This is a genomic window from Pannonibacter sp. SL95, assembly GCF_026672425.1.
Taxonomy (GTDB): Bacteria; Pseudomonadota; Alphaproteobacteria; order Rhizobiales; family Stappiaceae; genus Pannonibacter.
The window spans coordinates 1186851-1205221 of the sequence record NZ_JAPPRC010000003.1 but is presented as its reverse complement, the minus strand read 5'-3'; the positions used below and the strand labels follow the sequence as shown (position 1 = coordinate 1205221).

Here is an 18371-nt window from a genome sequence, read left to right as displayed (position 1 = left end):
TTCAGGACTTGAGGCGATATCCGGTCTTGAAGATCCAGGCAACCACCCCGAGGCAGGCGACGAAGAACACCAGCGTCATGGCGAGACTGAGACCAACGCTCACATCGGCCTGCCCGTAGAAGCTCCAGCGGAAGCCGGAGACGAGATAGACCACCGGATTGAACAGCGTCACCGTCTGCCAGAACTCCGGCAGCATCCGGATCGAATAGAACGAGCCGCCGAGGAAGGTCAGCGGCGTGACGATCAGCAGTGGCACGAACTGCAGCTGCTCGAAATTCTTCGCCCAGATGCCGATGATGAAACCGAGCATCGAGAACGTCACCGCCGTCAGCACGAAGAACAGCACCATCCAGGCCGGATGCTCGATGCGCATGTCCACAAACAGGTTCGCCGTCAGCAGGATGATGACACCCACCATCATCGCCTTGGTCGCTGCCGCCCCGACATAGCCGACGACGATCTCGACATAGGAGACAGGCGAGGACAGGACCTCAAAGATCGTCCCCGTGAAGCGCGGGAAGAAGATGCCGAACGAGGCGTTGGAGAGGCTCTGCGTCAGCAGCGACAGCATCGTCAGCCCGGGAACAATGAAAGCCCCGTAGCTGATGCCGTCGACTTCCGAGATGCGCGACCCGATGGCCGCGCCAAAGACAACGAAATACAGCGAGGTCGAGATGACAGGCGAGACGATGCTCTGGAACAGGGTCCGCCCGGTGCGGGCCATCTCGAACATGTAGATGGCGCGGATCGCATGGAGGTTCATTGGGACTGCCTCACCAGGTTGACGAAGATCTTTTCAAGCGAATCCTGCTTGGTCTGCAGATCGCGGAAATGCACGCCGGCCTCCCGCAGATCGCTCATGAGCGTGGTGATGCCGGTTCGCTCGCCCTGGCTGTCATAGGTGTAGGTCAGTTCATCCCCCGCCTCGGCCAGCGTCAGGTCATAGGCGGTAAGGCTTTCCGGCAGCCGGGCCAGCGGCTCGGCCAGCTGCAGCACCAGCTGCTTGCGACCGAGCTTGCGCATCAGGGCATTCTTTTCCTCGACGAGGATAATCTCGCCCTTGGTGATCACCCCCACGCGGTCAGCCATTTCCTCGGCTTCCTCGATATAGTGGGTGGTCAGGATGATGGTGACGCCCGAGGCCTTCAGCCGCCGCACCACATCCCACATGTCGCGCCGGAGTTCGACATCGACACCGGCTGTCGGCTCGTCGAGGAACAGCACCTTCGGCTCATGCGCCAGGGCCTTGGCAATCAGCACGCGCCGCTTCATGCCTCCGGACAGGGTCATGATGCGCGAGTTGCGCTTCTCCCACAGCGAAAGGTCCTTCAGGATCTGCTCGATGCGGGCCGGGTCCTTCGGCAGCCCGTAAAGACCCCGGCTGAAGTTGACCGTTGCCGACACCGTTTCAAACGACTCGGTGGTCAGTTCCTGCGGCACCAGGCCAATCAGGCGGCGCGCGGTGCGATACTCCTCGGTCCAGTGGTGACCATGCACCCGGACGGTGCCGGCACTGGCGCGCACCAGGCCGCAGATCACCGAGATCAGGGTCGTCTTGCCCGCCCCGTTGGGACCTAGCAGCGCGAACAGTTCGCCCCGCTCGATGGTGAGATTGACAGAATTGAGTGCTTTGAAGCCGCTCTCATAGGTTTTCGAAAGCTGCTCGATCTGAAGGGCTGGCGGCATGGGAACTCCCGTAGCGGGCCGGGAAAAGGAAAACGGAAACCGGGGCTGACACGACCTGAGCGTGCTGGCGGACAGCGCGGATCATAGAGGGATCTGCACGGCGAAACAGCCCCGGCAGACGAAAAAGGGCGAGAACAACGGCGGAAGTCTGTTTACCCAGAGTGAACACTGCGTCCGTGTCACCGCCGTTTGAGGACGGGCGAAACCGCACTACCTTCAAGGCAACACATGACCTGAAGGGAGACTTCCCATGTCCATCCGTCCCGTCCGCCAGATCAGCGGCACAACCCCGACGCTCGAAGGCGCCGGCGTCCGCCTCGACCGCGTCTTCGGCTTCAGTGATCCGGAACTGACCGATCCGTTCCTGATGATGGACGATTTCCGCAATGACAACCCGCGCGACTACGCCGCCGGCTTTCCCTGGCATCCGCACCGGGGCATCGAGACCATTACCTATGTCTTGGCTGGTACCGTCGACCACACCGACAGCCTCGGCAACAATGGCAGCCTCGGCGCGGGCGACGTGCAGTGGATGACCGCCGGGCGCGGCATCCTGCATCAGGAAATGCCGAAGGGCGATGCGCGCGGCCGCATGCATGGTTTCCAGCTCTGGGCCAACCTGCCCTCGCAGCTGAAGATGACCGCGCCGCGCTACCAGGACGTGACGTCAAAGGACATTCCCGTGATCCAGGATGACGACGGCACCATCGTGCGCGTCATCTGCGGCGAGTTCTGGGGCAAGCGCGGCCCGGTCGACGGCATCGCCGCCGAGCCGCAGTATCTCGACATCACCATTCCGCCCGGCCGCGCCAAGCGCCTGCCCGTCGACACGCGCCGCCAGGCCTTCGCCTATATCTTCGAGGGTGCCGGCAAGTTCGCCGACGCCTCCAAGCCCTTCGGCGTGCTGACGGAAAAGGAACTCGACAACGAGGAACTCTACATCCGCGACGAGACCGGCGACCGCACGCTGGTGATCTTCGGCGCGGGCGACGAGATCGTCGTGCAGGCCGGCGAGCAAGGCATGCGCTTCCTCCTCGTCTCCGGCGCCCCCATCCGCGAACCCATCGCCTGGCACGGCCCCATCGTCATGAACACCCGCGAGGAACTCATCCAGGCCGTCACCGAACTGCGCAACGGGACGTTTATCAAGGGGTGAGGGGCTTAGGCAAAAATCTGGTCATGACATCGTCAGGACGATGAGCTAGTCTAACAGGCTAGAATTATGCGCCCGCAAAGGTTTGGCTGATGTCATCGCCCGCAAGGACAGAGAAGCTGGAAATGCGCCTCTCGCCGGAAGCCAAGCGGCTTCTGCGGGAGGCCGCAGAACTGCGTCACAAGAGCATGTCGGAGTTCGTCCTCGACAGCGCCCTCGCCGAAGCGGAGGCGACACTGCTGGATCGCCGCATCATTCAGCTGAACGACGCAGACTGGACCGCCTTTCTCGCGGCCCTGGATGGCCCATCTCGGCGCGACGACCGGCTCGAACAGCTTCTGACGTCCCCAAGTGTCTTCGACTGAGGCATGACGAGCCCGAACAAGCCCATAATCGAGAAACTGACTGCCCTGCACGATCTTGGCAGCTTCGATTGCGGCTCGGCGGCGCTGAATAGCTTTCTCCAGAACCATGCCTTGGGCAATCAGTCTGCTGGCAGTGCCCAAACCTATCTCGCCCTGATGAACGGCAGTGTCGTGGGCTTCTACAGCCTTGCTGTCGGGCAGATCGAGACCGCAGCCGCGCCGGATCGCCTGCGTAAAGGGCTGCCACGGCATCCGGTCCCGATCATGTTGCTGGCGCGCCTCGCCGTCGACCGCCGCTGGCAAGGGCAGCGTCTCGGCTCCGGCCTGCTCAAGGATGCGCTTCTCAGGACGCTGCGCGCTGCCGACATCGCAGGCATTCGCGCTGTCGTGGTTCACGCCAAGGACGAACCCGCCCGCGCGTTCTACACCGCTTTCGGCTTCGTCCCGTTCGAAAGCGCGCCGTTTGTCCTCTACCGCCTCATCAAGGATATCCGGGCGTTGAGCGGCAGCGGCCACTGACGCCCTTGCTGACCCGGCCGTTCAAGGCTACTTCCTGTCTGCCTCCCGCCAGCCTGTCAGACTGGACCTTGCCGATATGCCTGCTGCTCCCCGCCTGCGCCCCGGGCGCATTTCTGATGCTGCTGCCCTGACGGATATCCTGCACCGGTCAAAGGGCTCCTGGGGGTATCCGGAGCCGGAGATGGCGGGGTTTCGTGCCAACAACCGGGTGACACCGGCGACGCTGACGTCGCAGACGGTGATCGTTGCCGAACTTGATGGAAAGCCGGTGGCCTTTGCCTCCGGCGACAAGCGGGCCGATCATTTCTATCTCGACTTCCTGTTTGTCGCCCCGGAAGCGCAGGGCATAGGGCTTGGCCGGCTGCTCATTGACGCCGTGGAAGACCACATGCGCCAAAGCGGCCACCGGCGCTTGATGCTGGAGAGCGATGCCAATGCTGTCGGCTTCTACAAGCGCCTCGGCTTTGCGGTGTTGACCGAGCGCGACAGCACGATGATCCCGGGCCTGCGCATCCCCTTGATGGAACGCGAGCTTGCGCCCAGCGTGCTGCCGTTGCAGCGCGTTGCCCTGCGCTTTGACCCTGCCGCCCGCTGGGCCTTCGAGACCGACAATGAGGCGGCCATCGCGGCCCATTGGGCAGAGGCGCTGGCGCGCAATCCGCACATGTGGAACGGGCGCATGCTGCAGACGACGGACATTGCCATCGATGCAGCGGGCACGCTGAGCGGCACCTGCGCCGAGATTGCCTTTGCCAGTTTCATCGCATGGCGCGACTGGGGTTGCCCGGACCGCCGCGGCGGCAATGTCTTCGGCTCCGCCGTCGTGCGCGCGGCCGGTGGTGAGCTGCTGTTCGGCGTCATGGGTCCGAAGACAGCCAACAACGGCCTGATCTATCCCCCCGGCGGCAGCCTGGATCTGGGGGACCTGACCGAGGCCGGCACCGTCGATCTGGAAGGTTCGATCGCGCGGGAGCTGATGGAGGAAACCGGGCTCAAGGTGGAGGATGCGGAAGCCGGCGCGTTGTTTGCCGTGCGCGACGGACCGCGCCTGTCGGTCGCCCGCGAGCTGCGGTTCAACCGCCCGGCCCGGCAATTGCGGGACGACATGCTGGCCCATTCCCGTGCGACAGAGGAGCAGGAACTGTCCGACATTCTTGTGCTCGAACGCCCCAGCGACTTGCCGTCTGCCAAGGTTCCGGCCTTTTCGCGGCTGATCGCCCGGCATCTTCTGGGCTGACAGGATCCCTTGTGGATCAACCCTTTGCTAACCACCTCGCAACAGGGCGGACTGGCAGCGCGGGCAAAACCATGCAAAAGTCCGGCCGGTCCCGCCTGATCGGGACACGCCTCTGACACGCATCCGGGAGAGACTGCCGATGGGACGCCGCTACGCCGTGCTCGACGTGTTCACCAACAAGGCCCTGGCGGGCAATCCCCTTGCCGTGGTCCAGGACGCAGAAGGGCTCGACACAGCGCAGATGCAGGCCATCGCGCGGGAGTTCAACCTGTCGGAGACCGTGTTCCTGCTGCCCCCGCGCGGCCCCGCCCATTCGGCGCAGGTGCGCATCTTCACGACAACCCGCGAGCTGCCTTTTGCCGGCCACCCGACCGTCGGCACGGCGATTTTCCTAGCCATGGAACGCTTCGGCGAGATCAAGGGCGAGCAGAATGCCGTTGTCGTGCTGGAGGAAGAGATCGGCACCGTGCGCTGCGGCGTGACGCTGAAGGAGAACGCCGCCGGCTTTGCCGAGTTCGACGTGCCCAAGCTGCCGCAGCCGGGCGTGCCTGCGCAGGACAAGGAGGCGATTGCCGCCGCCCTCGGGCTGATCCCCTCCGAGATCGGTTTTGAGAACCACAAGCCCTGCCTCTATGACGCTGGCGTGGCCTTCCTGTTCGTGCCGGTCGCCGACATGAGCGTCCTGTCCCGTGTCTCCCCGGTCGTGTCCCTGTGGTCCGAGGCCTTCGGTCCGGCCAAGACCCGCAGCGCCTATATCTACACACGCCAGACCCGGTCACACGACAGCGCCTTCCACGCCCGCATGTTCGCCCCCGACCTTGGCGTGCACGAGGACCCGGCGACTGGCTCGGCCGCCGCAGCCTTTGCCGGCGTGGTGCATCACTTCGACCGCCCGACCAATGGCACGCATTTCCTGCGCATCGAACAGGGCTTCGACATGGGCCGCCCGTCCCTGATCGACCTGGAAATCGATGTGGAAGCCGGCTCGCTGCACGCGGTGCGCATCGGCGGCCAGGCGACCCTGATCGCCCGCGGCGAGCTGTTCCTCTGATTGGCTGAGGCGCGCGCGGCCCAATTTGTCTTGCGCGCCCCTCCCCCATCCGCTACAGAATTTGCCTATCGACGCGCGCCGGCCCTCACGCCGGCATTCCAACGGTCAGCCAAGGGCTGATCCCAACAAAAGGCCGAAAGCCCGCATGATCGCCGTTCGCGACATGATCGAAGCTTCGAACACTGCGGCTCTCCGCGGTGGCCTTTCTGCGCGCGCCCTCCTGCTTGGCAAGCTGCTGCTGCTTAGATGCCCCTGAGCGTCGGCAGGCCCATGCGTGGGCGGGCACTCAGGGGAAAGCGAACTCACCCAAGGATTGAAGACCGCTCCCGCCTGCCGCCCTCCATGGCAATGATTGACCAGGGCCAGCGGGACTGAAGGGAAGGAAAACCACCGATGACCGCGAACAGCCCGGCAGACAAGGCCAGCTCCAAGGACAAGGTATTCATTTTCGACACCACCCTGCGCGACGGTGAACAGTCGCCCGGCGCCTCCATGACCCTGGAGGAAAAGCTGCAGGTGGCCGAACTCCTCGACGACATGGGCGTCGACATCGTCGAAGCCGGTTTCCCGATTGCCTCCAACGGCGACTTCGAGGCGGTGCGCGAGATTGCCAAGCGTTCGAAAAACTCGGTGATCGCCGGCCTCGCCCGTGCCATCCATGCCGACATCGACCGTTGCGGCGAAGCCGTCCGTCACGCTGGCAAGGGCCGCATCCACACCTTCGTCTCCACCTCGCCGATCCATCTGAAGTTCCAGATGAACAAGTCCGAGGACGAGGTTCTCGCCATCATCGCCGACACGGTCGCCCGCGCGCGCAACCTGATCGATGACGTCGAGTGGTCCGCCATGGATGCCACCCGCACGCCGATCGAGTATCTCTGCCGTACTGTCGAGGCCGCCATCAAGGCCGGCGCAACCACGATCAACCTGCCCGATACCGTCGGCTATGCAACGCCGGACGAGTACAAGTCGATGTTCATGGAGATCCGCAACCGGGTCCCGAATGCCGACAAGGCGATCTTCTCCGTGCACTGCCACGACGACCTCGGCCTTGCGGTCGCCAACTCGCTGGCCGGTGTGGCGGGCGGCGCGCGCCAGATCGAATGCACCATCAACGGTCTCGGCGAGCGCGCAGGCAATGCCGCGCTGGAAGAGATCGTGATGGCGATCCAGACCCGTGCCGACGTGCTGCCCTACACCTGTCAGGTCCAGCCGAAGTTCCTGACCCGTGCGTCCAAGCTCGTGTCGGCTGTTTCCGGCTTCCCGGTGCAGTACAACAAGGCCATCGTCGGCAAGAACGCCTTCGCGCATGAAAGCGGCATCCACCAGGATGGCATGCTCAAGAACGCCGAGACCTACGAGATCATGCGTCCGGAAGACGTCGGCGTGAAGGCCACCTCGCTGGTCATGGGCAAGCACTCCGGCCGCCATGCCTTCAAGGACAAGCTGAAGGACCTTGGCTACGAACTCGGCCAGAACGCGCTGGAAGACGCCTTCCGTCGCTTCAAGGACCTCGCTGACCGCAAGAAGAACGTCTACGACGAGGACATCGAAGCCCTGGTCGAGGACGAGATCGCAACCGCTGGCGAAGGCGCCAAGGTGATCGCGTTGACCGTCATCGCCGGCACGGGCGGCCCGCAGAAGGCCATCCTGACGATGGACATCAACGGCCGCCACGAGACCAAGGAAGCCACCGGCGACGGCCCGGTCGATGCGCTGTTCAAGGCCATCCGCGCCATCTGCCCGCACACCGCCACCCTGTCGCTCTACCAGGTCCATGCCGTGACCGAAGGCACCGATGCGCAGGCGGAAGTCTCCGTCCGCCTCGAAGCCAATGGCCGCATCGCCACCGGCAAGGGCGCCGACACGGACACGCTGGTCGCCTCTGCCCGCGCCTATGTCGCCGCCATGAACAAGCTCAACCTGCGCCAGCAGTCGACCAACCCGGGCGCGCTGATGGCCGGCTGAATCGGCACAGGCACGTCGAAACAATCAAGGGCCGGGGGCACATGCCCCCGGCCTTTTGTGTTCGCAGCCCGCGGTTTTCCGTTGCTCTTTGGTCCTGCTTGCGGATCGTATGGATGTCGACAGCCAGCAAGGAGCCAGCCGTGATTGCCGTGATCTTTGAAGTCGAGCCACACGCCGAGCATGTGGCGGCCTATTTCGACCTCGCCGGCGCGCTGAAGAGCGAACTCATCAAGATCGACGGCTTCATCTCAGTCGAGCGCTTCGAAAGCGTGACAACGCCGGGCAAGTTCGTCTCGCTGTCGTTCTGGCGCGATGAGTCGGCACTCGCTGAATGGCGCCGGCTGGCGCAGCACCGCTCGGCGCAAAAGGCTGGACGGGAGATGATGTTCGCAGGCTACCGGTTGCGCGTTGCCGCCGTGTTGCGGGACTACGGCCTCACCGACCGGGATCAGGCGCCAGACGACAGCCGCAGGCTCAATGGCTGACGCAGTCAGCCATTGGCAACCAGCCGGCACATGGCCGGGCTCAGCACCTGGTAGATATCCCGCGGCATGTCGCGGATGCGGCGGCGTTCGCGAAAGGTCATGCCGGCAAGTTCCAGCACCCGCCGCGCCCGCGTGTGGTCGCTGCGCGCGAAGCTGATCAGGTGGCTGTAGTAGGTGTTGTCGAAGAACCAGCGCACCAGCGAAGGTGCCAGCTCGCGCGCATAGCCCTTGCCCCAATGCTCCCGCGCGATGACGATTTCCATCTCGATTTCCGACGTTTCCTCAAACGGCTGGAACCCGGCACGGCCGACGAATTCACCCTCGCGGGACAGGATTTTCCACATCCCGAAGCCCTGCAGCGCATGGCCGGTGACATAATCGACCAATCGGCTGGCCAGTCGCGCAGGATCCCACGCGGAGGCATCCCCGTCGAGGAACCGGTTGACCTCGGGATCACCGTGCAGAGCCTGAAGCACGGGAAGATCGTCTTGTGAGAAGGCGATGGCCCGGAGCTGCCGGGACGCCAGAACAGTTTCCTGCATGCCCATACCCCTCGTTTGGACGCTCGCTTGATCGCTCAAACGGCAACCTGGAGATAGCTGGGGAATGTGCGTATACAAGGGCATGCGGAGGGCAAAAGGCGGAAAAGTTTGCGGCCTGACGCAGCGACAGTTTACGCTAGCAAGCACTATGCGTCTGAATAAAATTATCTTTTTCCTCAGGAACTGACGGATCGAGCCGCACCCAATCACCAAGCTGGCCCCGGAAAAACGTCTCCTGCCGTTTCGCGTACTGCCGCGTTGCCACCACCAGTTGCTGCCCCGCCTCCTCAAGTTCGAGATGCCCAGCGGCCCAGGCGCTGATCTCGCGAATGCCAATGGCCCTCATCGCTGGCAGCGTGTCCGGCAGATCCAGCGCCAGAAGCGAGCGCACTTCCTCCACGCCCTCTGGCAACAGCATCATCCGGGCGCGTTGCGCGATACGCGCGTGGAGCCAGGCTCGGGGCGGAGCCAGCACAACGGATGCAAACGTTCCAGGTTCCAGCACTGGCGCCCCGGTCTTGTCCGCCTGCCAGCTCGCCAGCGTCCGGCCGGACGACAGAACCACCTCAAGTGCCCGGGTCAGTCGCTGCAGATCAATCAGCCGGTTGGCCGCGTCAGAATCAAGCGGCAGAAGTGCAGCCTTGACCGCTTCGACGCCGCCCTCCTCCGCAAGCAGCCGGCACCGGGCGCGGACATCGGCGGCAACATCGGGCACCTCGGCAAATCCCAGGGTCAGCGCCCTGAAGTACAATCCGGTACCACCGACAACAATCGGGCGCAGTCCTGCTGCCTTCGCCTCGGCAAGGCATTGCGCCACACGCTTGAGCCAGGCTCCGGTGGAGAACGCCTCGGACGATGGCAGCACACCATAGAGCCAGTGCGGAACCCGAGCCTCATCGCCGGTATCGGGACGCGCCGTGACAAGCCGCAGTTCGCGATAGAGCTGCATGGAATCCGCGTTGATGACGACGCCATTCGTCCGTTCGGCCAGCTCAATCGCCAGGGCAGACTTGCCGCTGGCGGTCGGCCCGGCTATCAGGATCGCGCCAGTCGCATCCGCTTTGCTGCTTCCGCCGAAAGGTTTGTCCATGTCCCTGGTTGCCACGCTCGTTTCCAATCCGGCCAGGCCGGCACTTGATGATCAGGTCGTCGCCAGGGCCTCTGCCGCAGTTGGCGTAGTTGCGCCAGCCAAATGGCTCGCTCCGGGCATTGCTGTCGATCTTGATGTCGAAGCAACGCTGTCTGCAGCGGAGGCAGAGGCACGCCTGCGCGATCTTCTGGCTGATCTGGCGATTGATGTCCATGTGCAGCCGATTGAGGGCCGACGCAAGCGTCTGCTGATCGCCGATATGGATTCGACGATGATCGGCCAGGAATGTATCGACGAACTGGCAACTGAGGTCGGGCTGAAGGACCACGTTGCAGAGATCACCGAGCGCGCGATGCGCGGTGAACTGGAGTTCGAGCCAGCCCTGCGCGAGCGGGTGGCCCTCCTGAAAGACCTGCCGCTGGACGCAGTGACCCGGGTTCTCGACACCCGCATCACCCTGACGCCAGGGGCACGAGAACTGGTCCAGACCATGCGGGCGCATGGCGCCTACTGCGCTTTGGTTTCTGGCGGCTTCACGCTGTTCACCGGCCCTGTTGGCGCGCGGGTCGGCTTCAACGAGAACCGCGCCAATATTCTGGAAGTTGCCGATGGCAAGCTGGCTGGCCTGGTGCGGGAGCCGATCCTGGGCCGTGAAGCCAAGCGGGAACGACTGGAACAGCTCAGCGAAGAACTCGGCCTGCCGATGGGTGACACCTTGGCAGTCGGGGATGGGGCCAATGATCTTGCAATGATCGCCCGCGCCGGCCTTGGCGTTGCCTATCACGCCAAGCCAAAGGTTGCGGCAGAAGCGGACGCCCGTGTCGACCACGGCGATCTGACCGCCCTGCTCTATTTCCAGGGTTATTCTGCCTCAGACTTCGTGGTCTGAGGCCGGACCGCGCCCTGATCAGCTGCCTGCAACGACTGGCGCTTCGAAGCTCTGGAGGCTCATCCCCATGACTTCCTGCTGCATCAGGAGAGCTGTTGCCTGCGATGCCGGCATCGGACGACCGGTATAGTAGCCCTGCGCCTGCGTGCAGCCCTCGGCCTTCAAGGCCAGCAGTTGCTCTTCGCTTTCGACGCCTTCGGCCGTTGTCGCGATTCCGAGGCTCGTGCAAAGGCCCGTCACGGCCCGTACGACGGCCAACTTGTCCTGGCCCTTGTTGAGATCCTGGACGAAGGCACGGTCGATCTTGACCTTGTCGAAGCGGAACTTGCGCAGATAGCTGAGCGAGGAATAGCCCGTACCGAAGTCATCCATGGCGATGCGAACGCCAAGGCGCTGCAGTTCCGATAGGATCGACAGGGTCGCCTCGGTGTCCTGCAGCAGGACACCCTCGGTGATCTCGATTTCCAGCCTGTTGGCACTGAGGCCCGAGGCTCCAAGCGCAGCGATCACCTCCAGAACCAGTGTCCGGGTTCGGAACTGCACCGGCGAGACGTTGACGGCAACGCGGATATGCTTGGGCCATTTGGCCGCTTCCAGACAAGCCTGGCGCAGAACCCAGGATCCGATGCCGCTGATCAGGCCGGTTTCTTCCGCGATGGGAATGAACTCGGCCGGTGAAATGAAACCCTGACGCGGATGTGGCCAGCGCAGCAGCGCTTCAAAACCTTCGATCTGTCCACCCTGCAGATTGAACAGCGGCTGGTAGTGGACCTGGAACTCTTCATTGAGAAGCGCATGGCGCAGGTCGATTTCCAGTTCACGACGGGTCTGGATTTCCTTGTCCATTGCTGTCTCGAAGAAGCGATAGACGTTGCGTCCGTCCTGCTTGGCACGATAGAGCGCCATATCGGCGTGCTTCATCAGTAGATCCGCGTCATCTCCGTCAGCCGGAGCGACGGCGATGCCGATCGAAACGCCGATAAAAATGAACTGGCCAGCGATATCGAAAGGCTCGCCGATTGCCGCAATGATGCGGTCAGCCAGATCGGCCGCTTGCGCAGGCGTTGCGCGCCCCGTGAGCAGGATCGCAAATTCGTCCCCGCCCAGACGCGCGACATGATCCCCATCCGCGAGCTGGTTCCGCAGGCGATCAGCCACCGAGATCAGGAGCTTGTCGCCGATCGGATGGCCAAGCGTGTCATTGACGGACTTGAACTGATCCAGGTCGAGGTAGAGCAGCGCTGACGCGTTTCCGGTCGACTGGCTCATGCCCAGTGCCTCGACCAGCTGCTCGCGGAACAGGACGCGATTGGGCAATCCTGTCAGTGCATCGTGATGCGCCAGATAGGCGATCCGTTCTTCCTGCCGCCGCCGCTCGGTGACATCCTCATGCACCGCCACTGATCCGCCCTCTGGGGTGACAGCCGCAGTCACAACAATCGTCCGCTCACCTCGGAAGCTGACGATACGCTGATTGCCGAGGAAGAAACTTGCCGGCACTTCTGCCACACTTTCGTGTTCATCGATGAAAACGAGGGCGCCATTCTCGCGACATCTTGAAATGACGTGCTCCAGCGGTGTTCCTGGCAGGATATCGGTCTCGTCCAGGCTGAAAAGCGCACGGAAGTTGTCGTTGGCTAGAATGACCTTTTCATCCGGCCCAGTTAGCAAAATTCCCTGCGGGATGCTCTCGACTGCCGATTTCAGCCGGTCAAACTGCTGCTGCACCTCAACACGCGACGCGGCAAGGAGATCCACCCGGGCCTGCTCGAGTGTCTGCATCAGGTGATCGAAGGACGTCGCAAGCGATCCAATTTCATCTGGGCGATTGCGCAGGCGGTCGGGCAGATGGTGCTCGTAGCCCCCCTCATTGCGCAGCCGGCGCACGATCGCCGTCAACTGTTCAATGGGCCGTGTCACCAAGGCGCCGAAGGCAAGAACAGCGGCGATACAAGCCAGCACGGCAAACGCCGCAACCGCCAGGATGGTGACGAGACTGGAGTCGAGGCGTTGCGAGATCTGTTCAACTGAATCCTGATTTTCGAGTTTGGCCCAAATGACCAGCTTTTGCAGCATCTTCGACAGACGGTATTCACTCAATCGAAGGACGCGAGAGACAGCAAGTACCTGCTCGTCGATCTGAACCCTCTGGATCAGGACTTCGCGCAGGCCATCCATGCCGATCAGCTCATCCGACATACCGGACAGGATACCATCGAGATGCAAAACCCGGTCGTGCTGGCCCCGGCTCTGCAGCCACGGAGCGATCTTGTGCACCTGCCCGCGCAACGCGCTGAGCTCTTCGACCTGCCCCTGCAGCACGGGCGCGAGATGGTGATTGCTGACCGGATAGGCATCGCCCAGCAGGCTGTCGCGCAGCTTCTGGCCGTGCAGCCGCAGGTCATAGGAGCCACGGACGAGCGGCCAGTCTCCGACCAGAACGGTACCGAGCCGCATCAGCTCGTTGTCCATGCCCTGGGTCTTGCGGAACACACGTTCGGCATCCTCAAGGCTGCCTGAGATTGTCTCGTCGCTCTGCTCGAGAAGGCTGGAGACGCTCACGTCCAGACGTGTGAGGCTGAAGCGAACCGCATCTTCTGCCTCGCTCCGGCGTTCGCGATTGCGCAAGTACGCCTCGCAGACATCGATGATCTGTCGCTGTACGACGACCAATTCCTTCTGCGCATCGAGAAGGCTGCGACCAAGTTCGTCAAGCCGGACCGTCTGCGCATGCTGGCGAAAGGCGTCGATGTCGGAGTAGTCGGCATTTCGCAGGGCAAACATTGCACTCGATGGATCGGAATCCGGGCGATAGAAGCATTCATCCATCAAGTTGCGTGACAGAACGTTGATCTGCTGCAGGGCCGCAGACGCGCGCAGGGCATCCGTGTAGAGGGGCCCGGTTGTTTCGTTGATGAGGCGGATCCCGTTCGAAACTGCAAGGATCTGCTGCGTGCTGACAAAGCCAAGCGTCCCGATCAGCAGGATCAGCGTCGCCCCGATCCCGGTCATCACGACCCGAAGCTTTTTGGCCTTTGGCAAGGTCAGCTTTGGCACGGCAAATTTCATCGATCAGTCCCATCATGCCGCAGGCGCAGCCCGGTCCAAGACCAGCGCACCGCAACACCCCTACGCGATGGCTCCCACGTCGGAGCTGAAACGACATCGCAAGGCAAGACTACAGCGACTTGCTATAATTTCCGTAAAGGCGGATAGCGATTATTGACGATACACTTCATTAATCCTGATCAATCGCGCCAAGAATGAAACGAAAGACAAAAAGGGCGCAGCAAATGCCGCGCCCTTGTTCCTATCCTGCAATCATTCCGACGAAAGATGCTTACTTGTCTTCAATGCGAACCGGAACAAAACGAAGCTCTCCGGTCGGATTGGCAAGAAGAAGCAACGCAGACTTTCGGCCGTCCTTCTTCAGCTTCTCGATCTGGGCGAGCACATCCTGAGGGGTCTTCACCGCCTCCTGTGCAACTTCCTTGATCGTATCGCCGGCCTGAACGCGCTTTTCTTCAGCCGCACTTCCTGCCGCCACTTCGGTCACGACGACGCCCTCGACACCGGCATCGATCTGGAACTTCTGCCGCAGCTGATCGTCGGAGGTCGCAAGCTTCATGCCGAGCACTTCGCTGACGGCTTCCGGTTCCGGCTTGGCCGGCTTTTCGCCATCCGCGTCATCTGCCGCCTCAGCCTCTTCCAGGCGGCCGAGCGTGACCTTGAGGTTGACCTTCTCGCCCTTGCGCAGCACGACCACGTCAACAGCCTTGCCGATGTCCGTGTCAGCCACCATGCGCGGCAGGTCGCGCATGCTCGGCACTTCCTTGCCATCAAACTCGATGATCACGTCACCCGGCAGGATCTCGGCCTTGGCCGCCGGACCGTCATCCGACACGCCGGCAACGAGCGCACCGATCGCCTTGTCCATGCCGAGGCTTTCGGCGATCTCGTCAGTCACTTCCTGGATCCGCACACCCAGCCAGCCACGGCGGGTTTCGCCAAACTCGCGCAGCTGGGCAATGACGGAGGTCGCCGTCTTGGCCGGGATGGCAAAACCGATGCCGATCGAGCCGCCGGACGGCGAGATGATGGCCGTGTTGATGCCGATGACATTGCCGTTCATGTCGAACAGCGGACCACCGGAGTTACCCCGGTTGATCGAGGCGTCGGTCTGGATGAAGTTGTCATAGGGGCCGGAGTTGATGTCGCGATTGCGGGCCGACACGATACCTACGGTCACCGTACCGCCAAGGCCGAACGGGTTGCCGATCGCCATCACCCAGTCACCGACGCGGATCTTCTCGCTGTCACCGAAGGAGACGGAGGTCAGCTCCTTCTCAGGCTTCACCTTGAGCACAGCCAGATCAGTCTTCTCGTCCTGGCCGATCAGTTCCGCCTTCAGCTTGGTGCCATCATTGAAATTCGCGGTGATCTCATCCGCCCCTTCAATGACATGGTTGTTGGTGATGATGATGCCTTCCTTGCCGTCGATGACAAAGCCGGAGCCCAGCGACTGCACGCGGCGCGGCTGACCATCGCCCTCGCCTTCGCCCTGCTGCTGACGGTTGAAGAACTCCTCGAAAAACTCCTGGAACGGCGAGCCTTCCGGCACCTGCGGCAGCGGCACTGTCCGCTGCGCCTTCACCGTCTGCGAGGTCGAGATGTTGACCACCGCATCAGCGAGCTTTTCGGCGAGGTCCGCGACGGACGCCGGGCCCTGAGACTGGGCAAGCGCGGCGGGTGTTCCCACCAGCGACAAGGCAACGGCGGCGGCCAGAGCAGCCCCTGCGCCACGAGCAATCGTTTTGCGAGCGAACATGAGGGCCATCGGCCTTAGTCCTCCATCAATCAGCTTGAGGCGGCCCCAAGCCACCCGTCTCAGCCACATTTATACGACATCATGGCGGCAGTTCGACGTTGATCTTGCCGCACGAAAATTTCAGCCACGCACAATCCAGACCAGAAAAACGCCTGCGCCCGCCGCAACAAGTCCGGTCAGGCGCAGGGTCTGGTCAGGTGCGTCAAGCACCTTGCGCATCATCGCTTTCATCGTGTCCGGCGCCAGTGCGTAGAGGGCTCCCTCCAGCACCAGCGCCAGTCCGAGTGCGACCGCGAAGTCGGTCATTGCGCCGGGACGACCGGGACAGGCTGACCGGCGCCGGCCGGATTGTTGAAGAAGCGGAAGAAGCTGGAGTCGGGCGACAGCACGAGGCTGGTATCGCCGGACCGCAGACCCGCTTCATACGCCTGCATCGACCGATAGAAGCCGAAGAAGTCCGGATCGACGCCAAAGGCCTCGGCGAAGATGCGGTTGCGTTCAGCATCGCCGTCACCGCGGATGATTTCCGCGTCACGGCGCGCTTCTGCAACCAGAACAGTGGCATCACGTTCCGCACGCGAGCGGATACGGCGGCCCTGTTCTTCACCCTGCGCGCGGATTTCGGTTGCCTCACGCTGACGCTCGGTCTGCATGCGGTCGAAAACGGCCTGGCTGTTGGCTTCCGGCAGGTCTGCGCGGCGGATCTTCACGTCAACGACCTCGATGCCGAGTTCGGCGGCGCTGGTGCCCACATCCTTGCGGATGCTGCCCATGATGCCGTTACGGTCATCGCGCACGACTGCCGTAAAGGACGCCTTGCCCAGCTCCGAACGCAGCGAGGACTGCAGCAGCGTCGACAGACGCTGGTTGGCCGCATTGATGTTGTTGACGCGCTGGTAGAACAGCACCGGATCGGAGATGCGGTAGCGTGCGAAGGCATCGACGACCAGACGCTTCTTGTCTGCAGCAATGGCTTCCAGCGGCGGCATGTTGAGGTCAAGGATCCGCTTGTCGATGTAGATCACGTTCTGCACCAGCGGCAGCTTGAAATGCAGGCCGGACTGCTGGGTCGCGGAAATGACCTTACCGAACTGCAGGACGAGCGCCTGCTGGGTCGGGCTGACGATATAGATCGAGAGGTACAGGGCGGCGGCAGCCAGAGCCACGACAACGCCCACGAGGCCAAGAAGACCGTTTTTCATCACTGGGCTCCAACGGTGCTGCGGGCGGCCGGTGCAGTCGACTGCTGCGAAGGCGCACGGTTCAAGAGTTCATTGAGCGGCAGGAAAGGCACGACCCCTTCGCTGTTCTGCTTCTGGTCAATGATGATCTTGGGGTTGGATCCGAGCACGCGTTCCAGCGTTTCCAGGTAGAGACGCTCGCGCGTCACGTCCGGAGCCTTCTTGTACTCTTCGTAGATCTTGCTGAAGCGCTGTGCCTGACCGGTGGCTTCAGCAACCGTCTGGTCGCGATAGGCGGTCGCAGCTTCGATCACGCGTGCCGATTCACCACGGGCTTCCGGAACGATCCGGTTGGCGTAGGTCTGGGCTTCGTTCTGGATGCGCTCCTGGTCGGCACGCGCAGCCTGCACGTCGCGGAAGGCGTCGATGACCTGCTGCGGAGGATCAACCTTCTGCATCTGCACATTGATGATGTCGATACCGGCCCGGTAATCGTTCAAGGTCTTCTGCATCAGATCCTGAACCGCGATCTGGATCGGCGCACGGTTCTCGGTGAGGATCGCGTCAATATCCGATCCGCCGACCACTTCGCGCATGGCGCTTTCGGCAATCGCCTTCACCGTGCCTTCAGGGTTCTGGATGTTGAACAGGTAGTCCGACACGCCCTCGCGGGTATTGCGGATGCGCCACTGCACCTTGAAGTCGGCGTCGACGATGTTTTCGTCGCCCGTCAGCATCAGGCTTTCTTCCGGCACGTCGCGCGCGCGCACCGTTCCACCCGTGACATATTCTTCCATGCCCACGGTCATTTCGCGGACCTGCAGCACGCCCGGGGTTTCGACCTGGCCGATCGGATAGGGCCAGTTGTAGTTCAGGCCCGGCTGGGTCTGGTCGGTCACCTCGCCGAGCACAAGCTCGACACCAACCTGGTCGGGCGCCACGGAGTAAAGTCCGGTCGCCAGCCACACACCCACCAGCACCACGCCAACCAGCGCAACACCCTTGGCTCCAAGATTGCCACCGCCACCGGGCAGCACAGTCTTCATGCGGTCCTGGGTGCGCTTGAGCAGTTCTTCCAGATCGGGAGGCGTGTTGCCGCCCCCGCGGTTCGGGCCACCGCCCCAGGGGCCGCCGCCATTACCACCGCCGCCGCCCCAGGGACCGCCGGCATTGCCGCCGCCCTTCCAGCCGCCGCCCCCACCACTCTGGTTGCTCCAAGGCATCAGGTCTTCCTTCGTCGGGAAACCGGCCTTGCCGGCTTCCTGGTTGATCTAACGGTTTGTGACCCGTAAGGGGTTAGGGTGAGGTTACCACCATGAAGGATTGCAACCCCCGCTCCTCCCTGCCCCGGCTTACGGTTCACGTCAGGCGGGAATT

Annotated in this window: 17 protein-coding genes; 8 read left to right on the top strand and 9 right to left on the bottom strand. The window is 62.8% G+C overall.

Annotated elements, in window-relative coordinates; translation table 11 throughout:
• Position 1 precedes the first annotated feature (1 nt).
• Both OVA12_RS06245 and OVA12_RS06240 read right to left on the bottom strand, forming a co-directional pair.
• Positions 2–763, bottom strand: coding sequence for an ABC transporter permease (locus OVA12_RS06245; RefSeq protein WP_268135471.1), 762 nt, complete (start codon positions 761–763; stop codon positions 2–4).
• A complete protein-coding gene (locus tag OVA12_RS06240; protein ID WP_268135469.1) occupies positions 760–1686 on the bottom strand; it encodes an ABC transporter ATP-binding protein in 927 nt (308 codons plus the stop codon). The genes OVA12_RS06245 and OVA12_RS06240 overlap by 4 nt, the downstream gene beginning before the upstream one ends.
• Before the next feature lie 250 nt (positions 1687–1936).
• Between OVA12_RS06240 and OVA12_RS06235 the strand changes: the two genes are divergently transcribed.
• From OVA12_RS06235 to OVA12_RS06205, 7 genes are all read left to right on the top strand, one after another.
• A complete protein-coding gene (locus OVA12_RS06235; RefSeq protein WP_106753039.1) occupies positions 1937–2842 on the top strand; it encodes a pirin family protein in 906 nt (301 codons plus the stop codon).
• 89 nt (positions 2843–2931) lie between these two features.
• On the top strand, positions 2932–3204 hold the full coding sequence (locus OVA12_RS06230) for a type II toxin-antitoxin system TacA family antitoxin (protein ID WP_268135466.1): 273 nt from the start codon (positions 2932–2934) through the stop codon (positions 3202–3204).
• A 3-nt stretch (positions 3205–3207) separates the two neighbouring features.
• Positions 3208–3723 (top strand): GNAT family N-acetyltransferase, encoded by a 516-nt coding sequence (locus OVA12_RS06225; RefSeq protein ID WP_268135464.1) that lies wholly within the window; start codon positions 3208–3210, stop codon positions 3721–3723.
• Between the two features lie 181 nt (positions 3724–3904).
• Entirely contained in the window at positions 3905–4960 is a 1056-nt protein-coding gene (locus tag OVA12_RS06220; protein ID WP_268135462.1) for a GNAT family N-acetyltransferase, read from the top strand.
• Positions 4961–5099: 139 nt separating this feature from the next.
• Positions 5100–6011, top strand: coding sequence for a PhzF family phenazine biosynthesis protein (locus OVA12_RS06215; RefSeq protein WP_106753044.1), 912 nt, complete (start codon positions 5100–5102; stop codon positions 6009–6011).
• Positions 6012–6404: 393 nt separating this feature from the next.
• The gene (locus tag OVA12_RS06210) at positions 6405–7979 is read left to right on the top strand and encodes a 2-isopropylmalate synthase (RefSeq protein WP_268135459.1); all 1575 of its coding nucleotides are present in this window, start codon (positions 6405–6407) and stop codon (positions 7977–7979) included.
• Positions 7980–8119: 140 nt separating this feature from the next.
• Positions 8120–8464, top strand: coding sequence for an antibiotic biosynthesis monooxygenase family protein (locus OVA12_RS06205; RefSeq protein WP_268137031.1), 345 nt, complete (start codon positions 8120–8122; stop codon positions 8462–8464).
• A gap of 5 nt (positions 8465–8469) precedes the next feature.
• On the opposite strand, the gene OVA12_RS06200 is transcribed toward OVA12_RS06205, so the two are convergent.
• Together OVA12_RS06200 and miaA are read right to left on the bottom strand one after the other, a co-directional pair.
• Positions 8470–9006 carry a GNAT family N-acetyltransferase gene (locus OVA12_RS06200; RefSeq protein ID WP_268135457.1) on the bottom strand — a complete coding sequence of 179 codons (537 nt, stop codon included), beginning with the start codon at positions 9004–9006 and terminating at the stop codon, positions 8470–8472.
• A gap of 136 nt (positions 9007–9142) precedes the next feature.
• A complete protein-coding gene (gene miaA, locus OVA12_RS06195) occupies positions 9143–10132 on the bottom strand; it encodes a tRNA (adenosine(37)-N6)-dimethylallyltransferase MiaA (RefSeq protein ID WP_442793850.1) in 990 nt (329 codons plus the stop codon).
• Between miaA and serB the strand changes: the two genes are divergently transcribed.
• Positions 10095–10985, top strand: coding sequence for a phosphoserine phosphatase SerB (gene serB / locus OVA12_RS06190; protein WP_268135453.1), 891 nt, complete (start codon positions 10095–10097; stop codon positions 10983–10985). The two genes, miaA and serB, sit on opposite strands and share 38 nt — an antisense overlap.
• A gap of 18 nt (positions 10986–11003) precedes the next feature.
• Here the strand turns inward: serB and OVA12_RS06185 are convergent, their stop codons facing one another.
• The 5 genes from OVA12_RS06185 to hflK all read right to left on the bottom strand — a co-directional run bounded on the left by OVA12_RS06185 (position 11004) and on the right by hflK (position 18217).
• Positions 11004–14054, bottom strand: a complete 3051-nt coding sequence (locus tag OVA12_RS06185; RefSeq protein ID WP_268135451.1) for a putative bifunctional diguanylate cyclase/phosphodiesterase — start codon at positions 14052–14054, stop codon at positions 11004–11006.
• Positions 14055–14325: 271 nt separating this feature from the next.
• Positions 14326–15822 (bottom strand): Do family serine endopeptidase, encoded by a 1497-nt coding sequence (locus tag OVA12_RS06180; RefSeq protein WP_268135449.1) that lies wholly within the window; start codon positions 15820–15822, stop codon positions 14326–14328.
• Positions 15823–15933: 111 nt separating this feature from the next.
• The gene (locus OVA12_RS06175; protein ID WP_268135447.1) at positions 15934–16119 is read right to left on the bottom strand and encodes a DUF2065 domain-containing protein; all 186 of its coding nucleotides are present in this window, start codon (positions 16117–16119) and stop codon (positions 15934–15936) included.
• Positions 16116–17015: a protease modulator HflC gene (hflC, locus tag OVA12_RS06170; RefSeq protein WP_268135445.1), complete on the bottom strand. Its 900-nt coding sequence runs from the start codon at positions 17013–17015 to the stop codon at positions 16116–16118. Before hflC ends, OVA12_RS06175 begins: the two co-directional genes overlap by 4 nt.
• A complete protein-coding gene (gene hflK, locus OVA12_RS06165) occupies positions 17015–18217 on the bottom strand; it encodes an FtsH protease activity modulator HflK (protein WP_268135442.1) in 1203 nt (400 codons plus the stop codon). The genes hflC and hflK overlap by 1 nt, the downstream gene beginning before the upstream one ends.
• Positions 18218–18371: the final 154 nt, after the last annotated feature.

What these genes read in the sequence shown, in the direction of transcription:
- OVA12_RS06235 (WP_106753039.1), top strand. Translation starts at nt 1,937, where the DNA reads ATGTCCATCCGTCCCGTCCGCCAGATCAGCGGCACAACCCCGACGCTC.
- hflC (WP_268135445.1), bottom strand. Translation starts at nt 17,015, where the DNA reads ATGAAAAACGGTCTTCTTGGCCTCGTGGGCGTTGTCGTGGCTCTGGCT.
- OVA12_RS06245 (WP_268135471.1), bottom strand. Translation starts at nt 763, where the DNA reads ATGAACCTCCATGCGATCCGCGCCATCTACATGTTCGAGATGGCCCGC.
- OVA12_RS06185 (WP_268135451.1), bottom strand. Translation starts at nt 14,054, where the DNA reads ATGAAATTTGCCGTGCCAAAGCTGACCTTGCCAAAGGCCAAAAAGCTT.
- OVA12_RS06220 (WP_268135462.1), top strand. Translation starts at nt 3,905, where the DNA reads ATGGCGGGGTTTCGTGCCAACAACCGGGTGACACCGGCGACGCTGACG.
- hflK (WP_268135442.1), bottom strand. Translation starts at nt 18,217, where the DNA reads ATGCCTTGGAGCAACCAGAGTGGTGGGGGCGGCGGCTGGAAGGGCGGC.
- OVA12_RS06210 (WP_268135459.1), top strand. Translation starts at nt 6,405, where the DNA reads ATGACCGCGAACAGCCCGGCAGACAAGGCCAGCTCCAAGGACAAGGTA.
- OVA12_RS06225 (WP_268135464.1), top strand. Translation starts at nt 3,208, where the DNA reads ATGACGAGCCCGAACAAGCCCATAATCGAGAAACTGACTGCCCTGCAC.
- serB (WP_268135453.1), top strand. Translation starts at nt 10,095, where the DNA reads ATGTCCCTGGTTGCCACGCTCGTTTCCAATCCGGCCAGGCCGGCACTT.
- OVA12_RS06240 (WP_268135469.1), bottom strand. Translation starts at nt 1,686, where the DNA reads ATGCCGCCAGCCCTTCAGATCGAGCAGCTTTCGAAAACCTATGAGAGC.
- OVA12_RS06200 (WP_268135457.1), bottom strand. Translation starts at nt 9,006, where the DNA reads ATGCAGGAAACTGTTCTGGCGTCCCGGCAGCTCCGGGCCATCGCCTTC.
- OVA12_RS06230 (WP_268135466.1), top strand. Translation starts at nt 2,932, where the DNA reads ATGTCATCGCCCGCAAGGACAGAGAAGCTGGAAATGCGCCTCTCGCCG.
- OVA12_RS06180 (WP_268135449.1), bottom strand. Translation starts at nt 15,822, where the DNA reads ATGGCCCTCATGTTCGCTCGCAAAACGATTGCTCGTGGCGCAGGGGCT.
- OVA12_RS06175 (WP_268135447.1), bottom strand. Translation starts at nt 16,119, where the DNA reads ATGACCGACTTCGCGGTCGCACTCGGACTGGCGCTGGTGCTGGAGGGA.
- OVA12_RS06215 (WP_106753044.1), top strand. Translation starts at nt 5,100, where the DNA reads ATGGGACGCCGCTACGCCGTGCTCGACGTGTTCACCAACAAGGCCCTG.